Genomic DNA, 17,052 nt, shown 5'->3' with positions numbered 1-17,052 from the left:
CGATGCCGACAACGCCCAGACCCCAGTGATCTGCGAACTGCTGGCGGAGGTGGCCCTGATCATCGACGCCATGGATCTGCTGCATAGCGGCCGGATGGACGGCTTCTGGCTGGTGTCCTCCGACAACGACGTCACACGACTGGCCGCCCGCATCCGTGCGGCGGGGCTGGCGGTCTACGCCTTCGGCGAGAAGAAGACGCCCAAACCCTTCGTGGCCGCCTGCGACAAATTCATCGACACCGAGATCCTGCGCAAGGCTCTTTCTCCTGGGCGCCATTGCTGCAGTGACCCAGGAGGACGGCTGGGTGCCTCTGAGCTTCGATCAGTAACCACCCAGCCTGACCGCCCGTCACACCGACGGCCACCACCAGGGTCAACGCTGCCGCCAGCAGCAGGACCGCCAGCCAGGACCGCCAGACCGGCCGGCCAGCGCGGCTCGATCCGCGGCGATCGGCTCATTGCCGCGCCATGGCCAATTGGATCGCCACGGCCGGATCGATGCGGTGATCCAGGCTCTCGGCCGCCTCATCGATCGCAAGCTGCACGCCCTTGACCTGGCCATTGAAGGCATTGCCGCGGGGACCATAGTCCTCCGACACAGGAGCGCCACTGTCCTCGCCGATGTCGCAACCGTCATCGGCGAAGGCCAGATCATCGCCAGAGTGGCGCCGATCTGGCCTTCGCCCACCTTCTGGCCATCGGTGTAGAGCGTGACGGTGCCGCCTTTGCCCAGGCCGCCCCCGGCATAGGCGAACTCCATCCGCACCTGGTGTACGCCAGCAGGGATGGGTGACTCCCCCTCCACGTAGAAGCGCTGGAAGCCACCCCAGTTGTAGCAGTACTTGAGTTTCCCCCCATTGGCATAAAGGCTCCAGCCGCCGATGTTCGCGCCCTGGGAAATGATCACCCCCTCGGCACCATTCACCGGAACCACGATTTCGGCCGTGACCGAGTGGGATTTGTTCTTGATGTTGAGAACGCAATTCTCCGACAGGCGGCCCATGCCCTCGAACAACAGTTGCGTCTTGCCCTTGATCAGTGTCGGGCGGCCAGCTGTGTCGGGGTTGAGCTTCTCGAGCAGCCGATCGTCGATCGGCAGCACCTTGTAGCGCGTCGCCTCGATCAACCAGAGGCGCTGCAGTTCGTGCAGTTTCTGCGGCATTTCTCTGGCGAGATCCTTCGCCTGGCTCCAGTCTTTACTCGTGTCATACAACTCCCAGACGTCGTCATCGAGGGCAGGCGGAACAGCCTGAACCCAGGGTGTGGAGTGGTGGGTCACGGCCGTCCATCCCTTGTGATAGATGCCGCGGTTGCCGAACATCTCGAAGTACTGGGTTTCGTGCCGCTCAGCGGCGCCTGGATCATCGAAGGTGTAAAGCATGCTCACCCCTTCGATCGGATCCTGCTGGATTCCATCGACGGACACGGGTTCCGGCAGGCCGGCCGCCTCCAGGATCGTCGGTGCCACATCAATCAAGTGGGTGAACTGGGAGCGGATCTCGCCCTTGGCTCTGATGCCCCTGGGCCAGTGGACGACCGTGCCATTGCGGGTGCCTCCGAAGTGGGACGCCACCTGCTTGGTCCACTGGTAAGGCGTGTTCATCGCGTGGGCCCAGCCCACGGCGTAGTGGTTGTAGGACTCTGGCCCGCCCAGCTTGTCGAGCCGCTCCGTCAGGTACTCAGGCGTTTCCAGCGCCTGCAGGCCATTGAAATAGCTCATCTCATTGAAACAGCCGTTCAATGAGCCCTCGGCAGAGGCGCCATTGTCGCCAATGATATAATAAATAAGTGTGTCCTCGAGTATGCCGAGCTTTTCAAGGCTCTCGACAATGCGCCCCACGTGATGGTCGGTATAGGCCATGAAGCCGGCATAGACTTCCATCTGGCGGCTCAGCACCGGGCGGAAGGCCTCCGGCATCTCCTCCCAAGCGGGTATCTCGCCATGGCGGTCGGTAAGTTCGCATTCCGGAGGGATCACACCCAATTGCTTCTGGCGGGCGATCGTCTGCTCGCGCAGAGCATCCCAGCCTGCATCGAATTGGCCTTTGTATTGATCGGCCCATTCCTTTGGCACGTGGTGCGGAGCATGGGTGGCGCCAGGCGCGAAATAGGCGAAGAGGGGCTGATCGGGCGTCAGTGCTTTCTGCTGCCCGATCCAGTTCAAGGCCTTGTCGGCCATGTCCTCCATGAGATGATAGCCCTGCTCTGGTGTCTTGTCCGGCTCCACCGGTGTGGTGCCTTCATACAGCGTGGGGTACCACTGATTGGCTTCACCGCCGACGAAGCCATAGAAATGATCAAAGCCGCCGCCGCCCGTCGGCCAGGCGTCAAACGGTCCGACTGGGCTGGTCTGCCACACCGGCACTTCATGGCACTTGCCGAACTGCGCGGTGGCGTAGCCATTCAGCCTCAATGTTTTGGCCAGAGGGGCCATGCTGTTGGGCAGAACCGAGCAGTAGCCCGGCGCACCCGTCGCGATCTCGGTGATTCCGCCCATGCCGGCAGAGTGGTGGTTGCGCCCGGTGAGCAGCGCCTGACGCGAAGGCGAGCACAGAGCGGTGCTGTGGAAGCGGTTGAACTTCAGACCGCCAGCAGCCAGTTTCTCTGCCGTGGGCGTCTGGCAAGGGCCACCGAAGGCGCTGGCGGAGCCGAACCCGGCATCATCGATGAGAACGATCAGCACGTTCGGCGCTCCTTCGGGCGGCCGCAACTGCTCGATCGGCGGGAATGAGGTATCGGGATCCTTTGCGTCGTAGGTGATCAGTCCCGGCCGCACCGTGTTCGGCATCGGCAGGTGGGAGCGGTGTTTCCTGGTTTGATTGCTCATGTTCCTGTGCCGTTAACGAAGGGCAGTGACGCTGGGTGTGGCGCGCCCCGATGCCGCAAGGCTGTCAACGCCCTGTGGCCTTGATGAGTCCCCGTGATGAATCGTTGAAGCTGCTACAGCAGGTTCGCCGCCAGCTCCGCCAGAGGGGAACGCTCACCCTTGAGCAGGGTGACGTGGCCCGCCAGCCGCTGACCCTTGAAGCGTTCCACCAGCCAGGTGAGGCCGTTGCTGTCGGCGTCCACATAGGGATTGTCGATCTGATAAGGATCGCCGGTGAGCACGATCTTGGTCCCCTCTCCAACCCGGGTGACGATCGTCTTCACCTCATGGGGCGTGAGGTTCTGGGCCTCATCCACCACCATGTACTGGCGCGGGATCGAGCGCCCGCGGATGTAGGTGATCGCCTCCACCTCCAGCAGGCCCATGCCCTTGAGGTCCGACCAGTTGCTGCGCGGACCTCGGCTGGAGCGCATGCTGCCTTGGGACGTTTCTTCACCACCGAGCAGGTAGTCGAGGTTGTCGATGATGGGCTGCATCCAGGGACCCATCTTCTCCTGAAAATCGCCGGGAAGGAAGCCGATGTCCTTGCCCAGGGGAATCACCGGCCGGGTCACCAGCAGGCGGTCGTAGAGGTGATCATCGGCCACCTGATGCAGCCCGGCGGCCAGGGCCAGCAGGGTCTTGCCGGTGCCGGCCTTGCCCACCAGGGTCACCAGACTGATGGCCGGATCCAGCAGCAGATCAAGGGCGAAGGTCTGCTCCCGGTTGCGGGGGCTCACCCGTCCCAGCTTGATCCGGGTCACCTTCTGCAGGGTCCGCAAACCCCTGGCCTCCGCGTCCGCCCGCGCCAGCAGGGTGTGCTGGGGTTGCAGGGCATCCACCAGGGTCACCCCTTCGTTGGGCAGCAGCGGCGGCTGGGGCGGCAACCGCGGCGGCAGCTGGTCCAGGGCCACGGATCCCTGCTGGTGCAGCTGGTCGATCTGCTCTGCCGTCACCACCCACTCGCTGAAGCCCGGGTAGAGGTCGGCGATCGCCACCTTGTCGGTGCTGTAGTCCTGGGCGATGAGACCCACCGCATCGGCCTTGATGCGCAGGTTGGTGTCCTTGGTGACCAGCACCACGGGGGGCTGGTTGCCCATCACGTCCTGGAGGCGCTGCTCCAGCGCCACCGCCAGGATGTTGTTATCGCCATTGCCGGATTTCAGCTCAGGCGGCAGCTGGGCGAGAGTTTCGTTGCGGCAGAACACCACCTTGAGCAGGCCGTGGTGCTCCGCATTGATCTCCACCCCCTCGGAGAGGTTGCCCTTGCCGCGCAGCTCATCGAGCAGGCGGGAGGTCTGGCGGGCATTGCGGCCCCTCTCGGAGGAATCACGCTTGAAGCGGTCGATCTCCTCGACCACCTCGATCGGGATCACCACCGTGTTGTCTTCGAAGCGGGTGATCGCCAGGGGATCGTGCAGCAGCACGTTCGTGTCGAGAACGAAGGTCTTCTTCATCACCCGCGCCGCAATGGCCAGCCGTTGAACCTAGGCCGCAGCGGTGTCCACCCCGCCAGCGCCTAGCCCCAGACACGATCTACGCTCCCGCAGACCCGGCGCCCCTGCCCCTTGCCGTCCCTGCCTCCCTTGCTCTGCGCGCTGCTGCTTCTGGCGCTGCTCTTCGGCCTCACCCTGCTCTGGCTGGAGTTACGCCACCGCCTGCGGCCGGCCTCACCCCTGCGCCTGAGTTCGGGACCCTGGACCACCCGCTGGACCAACAAGGGCGCCGTGACGCTGGAGGGCAGCTTCCGCATCGCCAATCCCCATGCCCGCATGGAGGTGATGGTGCCCGAGCTGCAGTTGAGACCCACCGTGCTCGGCCGCCAGGATCTCTCCCGCCTGAGGGTGAGCACCAGGATCGTCGCCGACCACCCCGACGAGCCGAGCCGGCCCGATGGCTACTGGGCGGCCTACATCGTCAAAGGGCACAAGAGCACCCAGCTCAGGGCCAGCGTGAGCATCAGCCTGCCCGGCGGCGCGACCGGGCCAAGCCCTGAGGAGCGCCACACCATCCTGGAGGACCTGCTCGACACCCTCTGGCTGGAGGTGATCTGGGTCAATTACGGACCGTTCGGTCGCCTGGAGCGGCGCCAGGGCTTCCTGGTGCCGGTGCGACATCCCGAACCACTCGATCCGGCCACTGCTGCCTGGCGCGACGGCGACGGCTGCCAGGTGCTGCCGGTACCCACCCACCTGCTGGGGGTGCTCGATGATCCCGCCGAGGTATTGAGCCGCTATGCCGGGCCGGTGCTGCGTCCAGGCGACATCCTCACCATCGGCGAAACGCCCCTGGCGGTGATCCAGGGGCGTTACCAGCACCCGTCCATGGTGGAGCCCTCCTGCCTGGCCCGGCTGCTCTGCCGCGTCTTTCATCCCACCAGCAGCCTGGCCACAGCCTGCGGCCTGCAGAGCCTGATCGACACCGTGGGGCCGGCGCGGGTGCTCTGCGCCTGGCTGGCCGGCAGCCTGATGAAGCTGGTGGGCAGCAAAGGCGGCTTCTACCGCCTCGCCGGTGAGCAGGCCCGGCTGATCGACGACATCACCGGCACCACCCCTCCCTACGACAAGACGATCGTGCTTGGTCCCGATCAGCCCGAACGCTGCTGTCAGGAGCTTGCCCAGGCTCTTGGGGTGCCGGTGGCGGTGGTTGATGTCAACGATCTCGGGCGGGTCAAGGTGCTCGCCTCCAGCGCCGGCTGCGACGAAGACCTGCTCAGGCGTGCCCTGCGTCCCAACCCGGCCGGCAACGCCAACGAACGCACACCCCTTGTGCTGGTCCGACCCGCCTGAAGCCTCAAGGTCCCTGTCTCGCCCCGATACAGTTGATCATCAGCGGTTCTTCCGTGCGTCACCCCACTCCAACCCGTTCCCCGGGAGGTGATTCACTCGCCGGCCCTGGGGACGTGCAGGTCTCCCCCCTGCAGGGTTGGATGCTGCCGCACCTGCAGGACGCCGCCGTCATCGATCTGCAACCCCTGCTGCAGAAAGCGCTGTTGCTGCAGACCCCTGAGCGGCTGCTGAACACCCTCGTGCGGCGCCCCCCTCTGGCCCCTGAAGTGCTGGTGGCTCACAGCGGCGGTGATCGCCTGCTGGGCCTGAGCGTGGTGCGACGGCTCAACCGCAGCGGCAGTTGCTGGGGGGTGGAGGAGTTGCGTCTCTGCCGCGGAGCCCTGAGCGAACCGGGATCTCCCACCGCCAGGCAGGTGGAGGGAGCCCTGCTGCGCGAGGCCCTCCACCGCTGCCCTGGGGCCTCCAGCTGGATCACCAGGGTCCCCGCCGCTCACCAGGACCGTTTGGCCCTGCTGCGGGAGCAGGGGTTCCAGCCGCTGCTCCAGGAAACCCTCTGGTACTGGGAGCCGGATCCGGCCGAAGCCGGCACCAGCCAGCCGGCTGCCGTGCCGGCCGGCATCGACCTGCAGCTGCGCCCTCTCAACCGACGCAGCGCCCCTCTGCTCTGGCACCTGGAGCAGGCCACCTGCCCGGCCCAGTTGCGTCAGTTGCTGGATCGCCGTATCGAGGACGTGCTCGATCAGAGCGACGGGCGGGGGCTGCTCTGGGTGGACACCAGCCGCCAGCAGGCGGTGGCGGCGGTGCGCCGGCTGCGCAACCACCGCCTGGGTCCAGCGGAGCTGGAAGTGACCCTGCACCCCGGTTGGTCCCATCTGCATGGCCCCGCTCTGGCGAGGCTGGTGAGGCATCAGGCTGGTGGAGTCTCACCCCTGCGCCTGCGCAGCGACACTGACTACCATGAACGCGAAGGCTGGCTCAGCGACCTCGGCGCGGTCGCTGAGGGGGAGGAGCTGTTGATGGCCCGCAGTGTCTGGCGGCGGCAGGATTCGCGCGTGCTCAGCCGCCAGTCCTGGCGGCTCGACACCGTGCTTGACCCCTTCAAGCCCCGCCGCCGCCCCGTTCCCACCCCGCTGCAGCGGGGAGCGGGCGGCCACCACGGCCCCCAGGCCCTCGGCTGTCCCCAGGCCCCGGGCAGCGGCCGTTGAGCCGCCAGCCGCCGCCGCCCCGCTCAGTTCTGGCCCTCGATGTGGGCCGGCGGCGGATTGGTCTGGCCGGCTGCGACCCGCTCGGCCTGACCGTCACCCCCCTGGCCCCACTGGCCCGGGGAGCGTTCCCCGCCGATCTCGAGCGGCTGCGCCCCCTGGTGGCCCAGCGCCGCGTGCAGGCCCTGGTGGTGGGCCTGCCCCTCGATGCCAGTCAGCAGCCCACCGTGCAGGCCAGGCACTGCCGCCGCTACGGCCAGCGCCTGGCCCAGGCCCTGGAGCTGCCCCTGGCCTGGGTGGATGAACACGGCAGCAGCTGGGAGGCGGGCGAGCGCCGCGGGCTGCACGGGGACCGCAGCGGCCAGCTCGACAGCGCCGCGGCGGCCCTGCTGCTGGAGCAGTGGCTGCGGGAAGGCCCCGAAGCCCTTCCGGTCAGCCCAGCGACACCGAGGCTCGACCGGCCGGCCGGCGCTGAGACATTCTGATGGGACCTGCTGATTCCCCATGAGTGCCGAAGGACCGTCGATCACTGGATCCGGTGACGTGCCCACGGTGCTCGTTCGTGATGGCCAGAACCGCCAGCTGCTCTGCTTTCTCGAGCAACTGATCCCCCTCGATGGCCACGACTACGCCCTGCTCACGCCTGTGGACACCCCGGTCTGCCTGGTGCGCATCGCCGAGGGCGACGACGAGGAAGACGAGGTGGTCGAGGAGGTCGATGCCGCCGAATCGATCCTCACCGTGGCCGACGTGGTGCTGCAGGAGCACGACCTGACCCTGGTGCGCTCGGCGGTGACCCTCACCGTGAGCGGTGAACTGGAGGAACCGGACCCCGATGACCTCGAGGACGATCTCCAGGGAGATGGTGATGGCGACGAGGAGACCGACCTCTACGAGATGTTGATCCAGTTCCGCGCCGAAGACCAGGAATACGGCCTTTACATCCCCCTCGATCCCTTCTTCGTGGTGGCCCGGATGCAGAACAACGAAGCGGTGCTCGTGGAAGGGGAGGAATTCGAGCGGGTGCAGCCGCGCATCGAGGCCGAGCTCGAGGACCGGGAGAGCGTTGGGTGAGACTCCAGCAGCTGTTGCGCCCTGACTGGGTGCTGAGCACCACCCTGGCCCAGATGCCCCTGGAGAGCCTGCTCGATCGTGGTATCCGTGCCCTGGTGCTGGACGTGGACCGCACCCTGCTTCCCCGCCGCCAGGCTGAGATGCCCCCGCTGATGGAGGCGTGGCTGCGGCAGGCCAAGGATCGCCTGCGGCTGCACCTTTTCAGCAACAACCCCTCCAGGCGTCGGATCGGCTCGGTGGCCCGGCAGCTTGATCTGCCCTTCACCACCTCGGCGGGCAAACCCCGCCGCAGCGCCCTGCGCCGGGTGCTGGCCGACCTCGACCTCCCTCCCGAGCAGGTGGCCCTGGCCGGTGATCGCCTCTTCACTGATGTGCTTGTGGGCAACCGCCTCGGTCTGTTCACCGTGCTGGTGAAGCCCGTCGGTCCGGAGGGTCGACCCTGCCAGCAGGATCGCCTGCAGCGCCTGGAGGTGCGACTGGCGCGGCTGGTGGGCACCGAGTGGAACCGATGACGCCGCCTACCCCCCCGACACGCCGCGTGATCAAGGTGGGCACCAGCCTGCTGCGCGGCACCGCCCAGCGCGACACCGAAGCGGTGATCGCCGGCCTGGCCGCCAGCCTCAGCCGGCGGCGCCAGCTGGGGGAGGCCATCGCCCTGGTCACCAGCGGTGCGGTGGGCCTGGGCTGCCATGCCCTTGGGTTTGGGCAGCGCCCCGAGGAGGTGGTGGCCCTTCAGGCCGCCGCCGCCGTGGGCCAGGGCCGGCTGATGCGTCTCTACGAAACGGCCTTCGCCCAGCACGACACTTCCGTGGCCCAGGTGCTGCTCACCCGCGGCGACCTGGCCTCCCGCCGCCGCTACCAGAATGCCTGCCGCACCCTGGAGCAGCTGCTCAGCTGGGGCGTGGTGCCCGTGGTCAACGAGAACGACACCCTCGCCACCGACGAACTGCGTTTCGGCGACAACGACACCCTCTCGGCCCTGGTGGCGGTGGCGATCGGCGCCGATGAGCTGGTGCTGCTCACCGATGTGGATCGGCTCTATTCGGGCGATCCCCGCAGCGATGCCACTGCCCAGCCGATCGAGGAAGTGCGCGATCTGCTGGAGCTGGAGCGCCTCAGCGGCGTGGCCCAGGGCGGCGGGCGATGGGGAACCGGCGGCATGACCACCAAGCTGGCCGCCGCCCGCATCGCCACCTCCAGCGGGATTGCCGTGCGCCTGGCCGATGGCCGCGATCCAGCGGTGCTCGAAGCCCTGCTGGCCGGCGAGCGCCTCGGCACCCTCTTCCGGCCCAGCCCCAGCCCCCTGCCCGACCGCAAGGGCTGGCTGGCCCATGCCCTGCTGCCCAAGGGGGAGCTGCTGATCGACCCCGGCGCCGAGCGGGCCCTGATCGAGCGGGGGGCCTCCCTGCTGGCGGTCGGCATCCGCGCCGTCAACGGGGAGTTCGAACGCCGGGATGCCGTACGGCTTCTTTCTCTGGAAGGGCGGGAGATCGGCCGCGGCCTCTCTGCCCTCAGCAGCGCTGAGGTGGCCCAGGTGCTGGGGCTGAGCAGCCAGGCGGCCGAGAGCACCCTGGAGCACGGCGCTGGCGATGCCGTGGTCCACCGCGACCACCTGGTGCTCACCGCGCCGGCGGCAGTCCCGGGCTGAGGGGCCGCCCTACGATCCGCCCGCCGGCCGCGATCCCAGCAATGCGCTTCAGCACCTTGCTCACGCACCTGAGCGAGCTGAGCGAGGCCAGCCCGAGAGACCTGGCCACTGATCCTGAGCTGATCACAGCGGCGGCCGTCGACCGGGCTGGCGCGGCGGAGCTGGCCTTTCTCGAGCCCGGCCACAGCCTGGCGGCAGCTCTCGAAACCTGCGCGGCAGGCGCGCTGCTCCTGCCGGCCGATGCCGCGCTGCAGGAGCTCGCCAGTGCCCGGGGCATCGCCTGGGTGGCCCTGAAGAACCCGCGGCTGGCCTTCGCCGAGGCCCTCGAGGCCCTGCATCCCCCCCGCCGCCTGCCGCCGGGCATCCCCCCCAGCGCCGTGGTCGCCCCGGGGGCAAGCCTGGGGCGGGGAGTGCACATCGGTGCCCATGTGGGGGTGGGTGAGGGCAGCGTGATCGGCGATGACTGCACCCTCCACGCCGGTGCCGTCCTCTACGACGACGTGCAGCTGGCCGAGGGCTGCGAGATCCACGCCAATGCGGTGCTGCACCCCGGCAGCCGCCTGGCCCGCGGCTGTGTGGTCCACTCCACGGCGGTGGTGGGCTCGGAGGGGTTCGGCTTCGTGCCCACTGCCAGCGGCTGGCGCAAGATGCCTCAGACCGGGCTGGTGGTGCTGGAGGAGGGGGTGGAAGTGGGCTGCGGCACCACCATCGATCGCCCCTCGGTGGGGGAAACCCGCATCGGCGCCGGCACCAAGATCGACAACCTGGTTCAGATTGGCCATGGGGTGGTCACCGGCCGCGGCTGTGCCCTGGCCTCCCAGGTGGGCATCGCCGGCGGCGCCACCCTCGGCGATGGGGTGATCCTGGCGGGGCAGGTGGGCGTGGCCAACCGGGCCAGGATCGGTGATCGCGCCATCGCCTCCTCCAAGTCGGGGATCCACGGGGAGGTGGCCGCCGGCGAGGTGGTGAGCGGCTACCCGGCCATCCCCAACCGCTTGTGGCTGCGCTGCTCCGCAGCTTTCAACAAGTTGCCGGAGATGGCGAAGACCCTGCGCCAGCTGCAGAAGTAGCCTCGCGCCCAGCGCATTCTTCACCTCCGCGGGCCTGCAGCCAATGACCAGCTACCGCATCACCCTGCTCCCCGGCGACGGCATCGGACCGGAGATCACGGCCGTGGCGCGGCGCCTGCTCGATGCGGTGAGCGTGCGCCATGGCTTCAGCCTCACCTACGACGAGCAGCCCATCGGTGGCGACGCCATCGACCGCACGGGTGTGCCCCTGCCGGAGACCACCCTGGCGGCCTGCCGCAGCGCCGACGCCGTGCTGCTGGCGGCGATCGGCAGCCCCCGCTTCGATGCCCTGCCCCGGGAGCAGCGGCCTGAAACCGGCCTTCTGGGCCTCAGGTCGGGCCTTGGCCTGTTCGCCAACCTGCGCCCGGTGAAGATCATTCCGGCCCTGATCGGGGCCAGCACCCTGCGGCCGGAGGTGATCACCGGGGTGGATCTGCTGGTGGTGCGCGAACTCACCGGCGGTATCTACTTCGGCACACCCAAGGGGCGGGTGGAGGCCGAAGGCCAGATTCGGGCTTTCAACACCATGGTCTACGCCGACGACGAGATCGACCGGATCGCCAGGGTGGCCTTCCAGTTAGCGCGCGAGCGTGGCGGCAGGCTCTGCAGCGTCGACAAGGCCAACGTGCTTGATGTCAGCCAACTCTGGCGCGACCGGGTGGAGGTGATCGCCGCCGAATATCCCCAGGTGGAGCTCAGCCACCTCTACGTCGACAACGCCGCGATGCAGCTGGTGCGCGCGCCTCGCCAGTTCGACGTGCTGCTCACCGGCAACCTCTTCGGCGACATCCTCAGCGACGAGGCGGCGATGCTCACCGGCTCGATCGGCATGCTGCCTTCGGCTTCGCTGGGCGCCGAAGGGCCCGGCCTGTTCGAGCTGGTGCACGGCTCCGCCCCCGACATCGCCGGGGCTGACCTGGCCAACCCGATGGCGATGGTGCTCTCGGCCGCAATGATGCTGCGGGTGGGCCTGAAGCAGGAGGCGGCGGCCAGTGAGCTGGAAGCGGCCGTCGACCGGGTGCTCAGCGCCGGATACCGCACGGGCGATCTGATGGCCGAGGGCTGCACCCAGCTGGGCTGCTCGGCCATGGGCGAACAGCTGCTGGCGGTGCTCTGAGCAGTTGCACCGCTGGCAGCCGAGTGCTGCCGGACCGGTGACCTGCCAAACTCGATTCCTTCATCCTCCCGCCCTGCGCCGATGTCCAAGCGTCACCCGGTTGTAGCTGTCACCGGTTCCTCGGGCGCGGGGACCAGCACCGTCAAGCGTGCCTTCGAGCACATCTTCCAGCGGGAGGGGATCGTGCCGGCGGTTGTCGAAGGGGACAGCTTCCACCGCTTCGAGCGTGGCCCGATGAAGGAGCAGATGGCCCAGGCCCAGGCTTCCGGGGTCAACTTCTCCCACTTCGGCCCCGAGGCCAACCTGTTCGACAAGCTGGCCGAGCAGTTCCAGTCGTACGGCGAAACCGGTGGCGGCCAGAAGCGCTACTACCTCCACTCCGTGGAGGAAGCCGCCGAGCACAACGCGCGTCTCGGCACCCAGCTGGAGCCCGGCCAGTTCACCCCGTGGGAGCCGATTCCCTCTGAGACCGACCTGCTCTTCTACGAAGGCCTGCACGGCGGCGTGGTGGGCGACGGCTACGACGTGGCCTCCCTGGTCGATCTGTTGATCGGTGTGGTGCCGATCGCCAACCTGGAGTGGATCCAGAAAATCAGCCGTGACAACGCCGAGCGGGGCTATTCGGCCGAGACGATCGTGGACACGATCCTGCGCCGCATGCCCGACTACATCAACCACATCTGCCCGCAGTTCAGCCGTACCGACATCAACTTCCAGAGGGTGCCCACGGTGGACACCTCCAACCCGTTCATCTGTCGCAACATACCCACCCCGGACGAGAGCTTCGTCATCATCCACTTCCGCAAGGGAGCCCGTGAAAAATGGGGCATCGATTTCTCCTATCTGCTGCGGATGATCAACGGCTCCTTCATGTCGAGCCCCACCAGCATCGTGGTCAACGGCGGCAAGATGGGCTTCGCCATGGAGCTGATCCTCACTCCGATCATTCACCGCATGATCGAGGATAAGAACAAACTCGCCTGAGCGATTAAGCTGCAGGGGCCGATCGGAATGGGTGAGGCCGATTACCTTCGCCACACCTCCATCATTCGACCCCACATCCCCGGCGGCTTCCACCGGTTCCGGAAGGGCGCCCATGCCGTCTTTCGAGATCCGAGGTGCCTCCAATCCCGGCAACCCTCCGGTGCGCTGGGATCAGATCAACAGCGGCGTGGTCATCAAGCAGGCACGCCGCGTCTATTTCCACTACGTGGAGCAATGCCCTGGGGGGGCGGAGCCGATCGGAATCGTGCTCGAAAGCGGCGGTGGCCAGGGCCGGGTGGTGTTTGAGGCACCGGTGCTCCTGCCGCATGAGCAATTCGTGCCTCTGGAACTGATCCGCGGCCGCAGCGCTGGTCGACCCCGCACGATCCGAAGTCCCCAGCGTGGCTGAGCGAACGCCAACCGCGCCCTAGTGCCATGCCTGTGCAGCCCGACACGGCCGCCAACCTCCTGATGCCCCTGCTGGTGGCCCTCGTTGGGGCCTGCGTCGGCAGCTTTCTCAACGTGGTGGCCTGGAGGCTGCCACGGCGGGAGTCGGTCGTTCTGCCCGCCAGCCACTGCCCCCGCTGCGGAGTGCACCTGGCCTGGCACCAGAACCTGCCGGTGCTGGGCTGGCTGCTGCTACGGGGCCGCTGCGGTCACTGCCGGGGCCCGATCTCCCCCCGCTACCCCCTGGTGGAACTGCTCTGCGCCGGGCTGTGGGTGGCCGCCCTTCAGGCCAGTCCCACCGCTCTGGGGGACGCTCCCTCCTGGCTGCTGATCGGCGCCGGCTGGCTGCTGATCAGCTGGCTGCTGCCGCTGCTGCTGATCGACTGCGACCATCTCTGGCTGCCGGAACCCCTCTGCCGCTGGGGTCTGCTGCTGGGCCTGGCGGTCACCCTCGCCGCCGGCCTCAGCCAGTCAGGGGAGATCGCCCGTGCCCTGCTCTTCAATCACCTGCTCGCCGCCTGTCTGGGGCTGCTCGCCTTCGAGGGGCTCAGTGCCCTGGCCGAGCGGCTGATGGGCAAACCGGCCCTGGGGCTGGGCGACGCCAAGCTCACCGCCCTGCTGGGGGCCTGGCTCGGGCTCACGGGCATGGGCCTGGCGGTGACCCTGGCGGTGTTCAGCGGTGCGGTGGTGGGACTTCTCGGCCGGCTGAGCGGAAGGCTCCAGCCAGCTCAACCCTTTCCCTTCGGCCCCTTTCTCGCCTTTGGGGGCCTGGCGGTCTGGCTGGCGGGGGAGGGCTGGTGGCTGCAGCAATGGAGCCGGTGGGGCGCCACCCTTTAATGGAGTCGCCGCTCCGTTGCCAGGTCCCATCCCGTGTCCCTGTTCGACTGGTTCGCTGATCGCCGCAAGGCCAATCCGGTCGTGCGCGCCACCCAGGAGGTCGAAGACGGGGACGGACTCTGGAGCAAGTGTCCGGAATGCGGGCTTGTGGTGTACCGCAAGGATCTGATTGCCAACGCCAGCGTCTGCAGCGGCTGCTCTTACCACCACCGCATCGACAGTGACGCCCGCATCCGGGTGATCGCTGATGAGGGCAGCTTCAGCGCCATCGACAGCGAGCTGGCCCCCACCGATCCCCTCGCCTTCAAGGACCGTCGCAGCTACGCCGACCGCCTGCGCGACACCCAGCAATCCACCGGGCTGCGCGATGCGGTGGTCACCGGCCACTGCCGCCTTGAGGGCCTGCCCCTCTCGCTGGGGGTGATGGATTTCCGCTTCATGGGCGGTTCAATGGGTTCGGTGGTGGGCGAGAAGCTCACCCGGCTGATCGAGCAGGCCACCGAACGGCGCCAGCCCCTGCTGATCGTCTGCGCCTCCGGCGGCGCCCGCATGCAGGAAGGGATGCTCAGCCTGATGCAGATGGCCAAGATCTCCGGTGCCCTGCAGCGCCACCGCCAGCAGGAACTCCTCTACATCCCCCTGCTCACCCATCCCACCACCGGCGGGGTAACGGCCAGCTTCGCCATGCTGGGCGACCTGATCCTGGCCGAGCCCAAGGCCCTGATCGGCTTTGCCGGCAGGCGGGTGATCGAGCAGACCCTGCGCGAAAAGCTGCCCGAAGGCTTCCTGACCGCCGAGTGCCTGCAGGAGCATGGGTTCGCTGATCTGATCGTGCCGCGCACCCGCCTGCGCGGCACCCTGGCCAGCCTGGTGCGTGTGCACGGCGTCACTGCCATCCCGACCACGGCCCCGGTGGCGGCATGAACGGTCTGCAACGGTGTCTGTGTGCCGCCGTGCTGGCGGCAGCGGTGTTGCTGATCGCCCTGGCGGCGGGACCCGGCCCCGCCAGCGCAGGCCCGGTGAACTGGCAGGAGGTGCCCGAGAGCACCGCCGGCCGCCAGTGGTGGGATACGGGCAGCCTGCGCCTCAGCCGTGGCGGTGAGCTCTCGGTACTCACCCGGTTCCAGCCGGCCTCGGAGGATCAAGGCCAGCTCTACGTGATGGAGCTCGACTGCGGTCAGGAGCTCTACCGCGACACGTCCGTGAACGGCCTGCCCCGCTTCAAGGCCGAATGGCAGCCCACAGGCGGAGATGACCTGATCAGCGAAGTGCTGGATCAGGCCTGCGCGGCCGGCTCCGAGCTGCTGGCGTCCCGTTGATCCTCTGAACCCCGAGCTGCCATGAGTCAACCCCTCCAGGTCGCCGTGGCCGGCCTCGGCTTCGGTGAGAAGGTGCACCTGAGCGCCCTGCGGGCCTGCCCGGGCACCGAGCCGGTGGCCCTCTGGCACCCCAGAGCCGAACGCCTGGAGGCCGCCTGCCGCTCCGCTGAGTTGCCGGGCCACAGCGACTTTGCAGCGCTGCTGGCCGATCCGGCCGTGGAGGCGGTGGTGATCGCCACCCCGCCAGGCCCCCGCTTCGAGCTGGCCCTCGCCGCCCTGAAAGCCGGCAAGCACCTGCTGCTGGAGAAACCCGTCGCCCTGGAAGTGGCGCAGGTGCGGGAGCTGAGGCGGCGGTCGATCGAGCGGGGCCTGAGCGTGGCGGTGGATTTTGAATACCGGGCGGTGCCGGTGTTCCAGCAGCTGCGGGCGCTGCTGAGCCAGGGAGTGCTGGGGGAGCCTTGGCTGGTGCGCTTCGATTGGCTGATGAGCAGCCGTGCCGATCCCAGCAGGCCGTTCAGCTGGGCCTCGCAGCGCTCGCAAGGGGGCGGTGTGCTCGGCTCGCTCGGCACCCATGCCTTCGACAGCCTGGAGTGGCTGGTGGGGCCGGTGCGCCAGCTGAGCGCAAGCCTCTCCACCGCCATCACCCAGCGGCCCCTGCCTGGACGCACGGGGCACTTCGGAGTCGTGGATGCCGACGATGTGGCCCTGCTTCAACTGGAGCTGGAATCAGCCTCCGGGGCGTCGGTGCCGGCCCAGCTCAGCCTCTCGTCGGTGACCCGCGCGGGCCGGGGCTGCTGGCTGGAGTTCCACGGCAGCGAGGCCAGCCTGATCCTGGGCAGCGACAACCAGGCTGACTATGTGCACGGCTTCCACCTCTGGCTGGCCCGGCCGGGGGAGCCGCCCCAACCGGTGCCGCCCGATCCGGCCCTGGCCTTTGGCCGCACCTGGGCCGACGGCCGCATCGCCCCGGTGGCGCGGCTGCAGGGCTGGTGGAGCGACAGCGTGCGCGAGGGCCGGCCGATGCTGCCGGGCCTGGCCGAAGGAGAGCGCAGTCAGCTCTGCTGCGACCTGGCCCTTGAGGCCGCCGCCAGCGGCCTGCGCCAGAGCCTCGGCCGCTGAGGCCTGAATCACAGGGGATCAACTAGACTCGCGCCCAGCCTGCGTCAAGGTCCCGACGCCGGTGATCCGGTCCTCCGGGGCCGACCCTGACGCACCACCCACCCAACCTCCAGAGGTTTTTCCCATGGCCCTCGTTCCGCTTCGGCTGCTCCTCGACCACGCCGCTGAGAACGGCTATGGCATCCCGGCGTTCAACGTCAACAACCTCGAGCAGGTCCAGTCGATCATGGAGGCGGCGCACGAAACCGACAGCCCCGTGATTCTGCAGGCCTCCCGCGGCGCCCGTCAGTACGCCGGTGAGATCTTTCTGCGTCACCTGATCATCGCCGCCACCGAAACCTATCCGGACATCCCGGTGGTGATGCACCAGGACCACGGCAACAGCCCCGCCACCTGCTTTGGCGCCATCACCAACGGCTTCACCTCCGTGATGATGGACGGCTCCCTCGTGGCCGACGCCAATACGCGCGCCAGCTACGACTACAATGTGGCCGTCACAAAGGAAGTGGTGGATGTGGCCCACGCCGTGAGTGTGAGCATCGAGGGAGAACTGGGTTGCCTCGGTTCCCTGGAAACCGGC

17 protein-coding genes and 1 pseudogene are annotated in these 17,052 nt (G+C 68.1%); 16 read left to right on the top strand and 2 right to left on the bottom strand.

Annotated features, from left to right (window positions below; all coding sequences use genetic code 11):
* Window positions 1-70: 70 nt before the first annotated feature.
* Window positions 71-181 (top strand): annotated as a pseudogene (locus KBY78_RS16235) (Maebl); the annotation flags it as partial.
* A 192-nt stretch (window positions 182-373) separates the two neighbouring features.
* On the opposite strand, the gene KBY78_RS02490 reads toward KBY78_RS16235, so the two are convergent.
* Both KBY78_RS02490 and KBY78_RS02485 read right to left on the bottom strand, forming a co-directional pair.
* The gene (locus tag KBY78_RS02490; RefSeq protein WP_315856627.1) at window positions 374-2,788 is read right to left on the bottom strand and encodes a sulfatase-like hydrolase/transferase; all 2,415 of its coding nucleotides are present in this window, start codon (window positions 2,786-2,788) and stop codon (window positions 374-376) included.
* Between the two features lie 152 nt (window positions 2,789-2,940).
* A complete protein-coding gene (locus KBY78_RS02485; RefSeq protein WP_006170666.1) occupies window positions 2,941-4,323 on the bottom strand; it encodes a PhoH family protein in 1,383 nt (460 codons plus the stop codon).
* A 111-nt stretch (window positions 4,324-4,434) separates the two neighbouring features.
* Here KBY78_RS02485 and KBY78_RS02480 point away from each other — a divergent pair, with 111 nt between their 5' ends.
* From KBY78_RS02480 to KBY78_RS02410, 15 genes are all read left to right on the top strand, one after another.
* Window positions 4,435-5,655 (top strand): F420-0:Gamma-glutamyl ligase, encoded by a 1,221-nt coding sequence (locus KBY78_RS02480; protein WP_255142185.1) that lies wholly within the window; start codon window positions 4,435-4,437, stop codon window positions 5,653-5,655.
* Window positions 5,656-5,768: 113 nt separating this feature from the next.
* A complete protein-coding gene (locus tag KBY78_RS02475; RefSeq protein WP_255142184.1) occupies window positions 5,769-6,860 on the top strand; it encodes a hypothetical protein in 1,092 nt (363 codons plus the stop codon).
* The gene (ruvX, locus tag KBY78_RS02470; RefSeq protein ID WP_006170663.1) at window positions 6,857-7,342 is read left to right on the top strand and encodes a Holliday junction resolvase RuvX; all 486 of its coding nucleotides are present in this window, start codon (window positions 6,857-6,859) and stop codon (window positions 7,340-7,342) included. The genes KBY78_RS02475 and ruvX overlap by 4 nt, the downstream gene beginning before the upstream one ends.
* Window positions 7,343-7,361: 19 nt before the next feature.
* A complete protein-coding gene (locus KBY78_RS02465) occupies window positions 7,362-7,931 on the top strand; it encodes a DUF3727 domain-containing protein (protein ID WP_037979558.1) in 570 nt (189 codons plus the stop codon).
* Window positions 7,932-7,984: 53 nt separating this feature from the next.
* Window positions 7,985-8,443, top strand: coding sequence for a YqeG family HAD IIIA-type phosphatase (locus KBY78_RS02460; RefSeq protein ID WP_232201843.1), 459 nt, complete (start codon window positions 7,985-7,987; stop codon window positions 8,441-8,443).
* A complete protein-coding gene (proB, locus tag KBY78_RS02455) occupies window positions 8,440-9,579 on the top strand; it encodes a glutamate 5-kinase (protein ID WP_255142182.1) in 1,140 nt (379 codons plus the stop codon). Before KBY78_RS02460 ends, proB begins: the two co-directional genes overlap by 4 nt.
* Window positions 9,580-9,620: 41 nt before the next feature.
* Window positions 9,621-10,649: a UDP-3-O-(3-hydroxymyristoyl)glucosamine N-acyltransferase gene (lpxD, locus tag KBY78_RS02450; RefSeq protein ID WP_255142181.1), complete on the top strand. Its 1,029-nt coding sequence runs from the start codon at window positions 9,621-9,623 to the stop codon at window positions 10,647-10,649.
* A gap of 43 nt (window positions 10,650-10,692) precedes the next feature.
* Complete coding sequence (gene leuB, locus KBY78_RS02445; protein WP_255142180.1) at window positions 10,693-11,766, top strand: 3-isopropylmalate dehydrogenase; 1,074 nt, start codon at window positions 10,693-10,695, stop codon at window positions 11,764-11,766.
* 81 nt (window positions 11,767-11,847) lie between these two features.
* Window positions 11,848-12,750, top strand: coding sequence for a phosphoribulokinase (locus KBY78_RS02440; RefSeq protein ID WP_006170657.1), 903 nt, complete (start codon window positions 11,848-11,850; stop codon window positions 12,748-12,750).
* Window positions 12,751-12,862: 112 nt separating this feature from the next.
* Window positions 12,863-13,159, top strand: coding sequence for a hypothetical protein (locus KBY78_RS02435; protein ID WP_006170656.1), 297 nt, complete (start codon window positions 12,863-12,865; stop codon window positions 13,157-13,159).
* 26 nt (window positions 13,160-13,185) lie between these two features.
* Window positions 13,186-14,034: an A24 family peptidase gene (locus tag KBY78_RS02430; RefSeq protein WP_255142179.1), complete on the top strand. Its 849-nt coding sequence runs from the start codon at window positions 13,186-13,188 to the stop codon at window positions 14,032-14,034.
* Window positions 14,035-14,067: 33 nt separating this feature from the next.
* Complete coding sequence (gene accD / locus KBY78_RS02425) at window positions 14,068-14,958, top strand: acetyl-CoA carboxylase, carboxyltransferase subunit beta (RefSeq protein ID WP_255142178.1); 891 nt, start codon at window positions 14,068-14,070, stop codon at window positions 14,956-14,958.
* A complete protein-coding gene (locus KBY78_RS02420; RefSeq protein ID WP_255142177.1) occupies window positions 14,955-15,353 on the top strand; it encodes a hypothetical protein in 399 nt (132 codons plus the stop codon). The genes accD and KBY78_RS02420 overlap by 4 nt, the downstream gene beginning before the upstream one ends.
* A gap of 21 nt (window positions 15,354-15,374) precedes the next feature.
* On the top strand, window positions 15,375-16,472 hold the full coding sequence (locus tag KBY78_RS02415) for a Gfo/Idh/MocA family protein (protein WP_255142176.1): 1,098 nt from the start codon (window positions 15,375-15,377) through the stop codon (window positions 16,470-16,472).
* A 124-nt stretch (window positions 16,473-16,596) separates the two neighbouring features.
* Window positions 16,597-17,052: class II fructose-bisphosphate aldolase (locus KBY78_RS02410; RefSeq protein ID WP_255142175.1), on the top strand; the 456-nt coding region annotated here is incomplete at its 3' end.

Origin of the sequence: Synechococcus sp. EJ6-Ellesmere (assembly GCF_024345875.1) — a bacterium.
Lineage (GTDB): Bacteria > Cyanobacteriota > Cyanobacteriia > PCC-6307 > Cyanobiaceae > Regnicoccus_A > Regnicoccus_A antarcticus.
The sequence above is the reverse complement of the archived record's forward strand: the minus strand, read 5'-3'. Positions and strand labels throughout refer to the sequence as shown.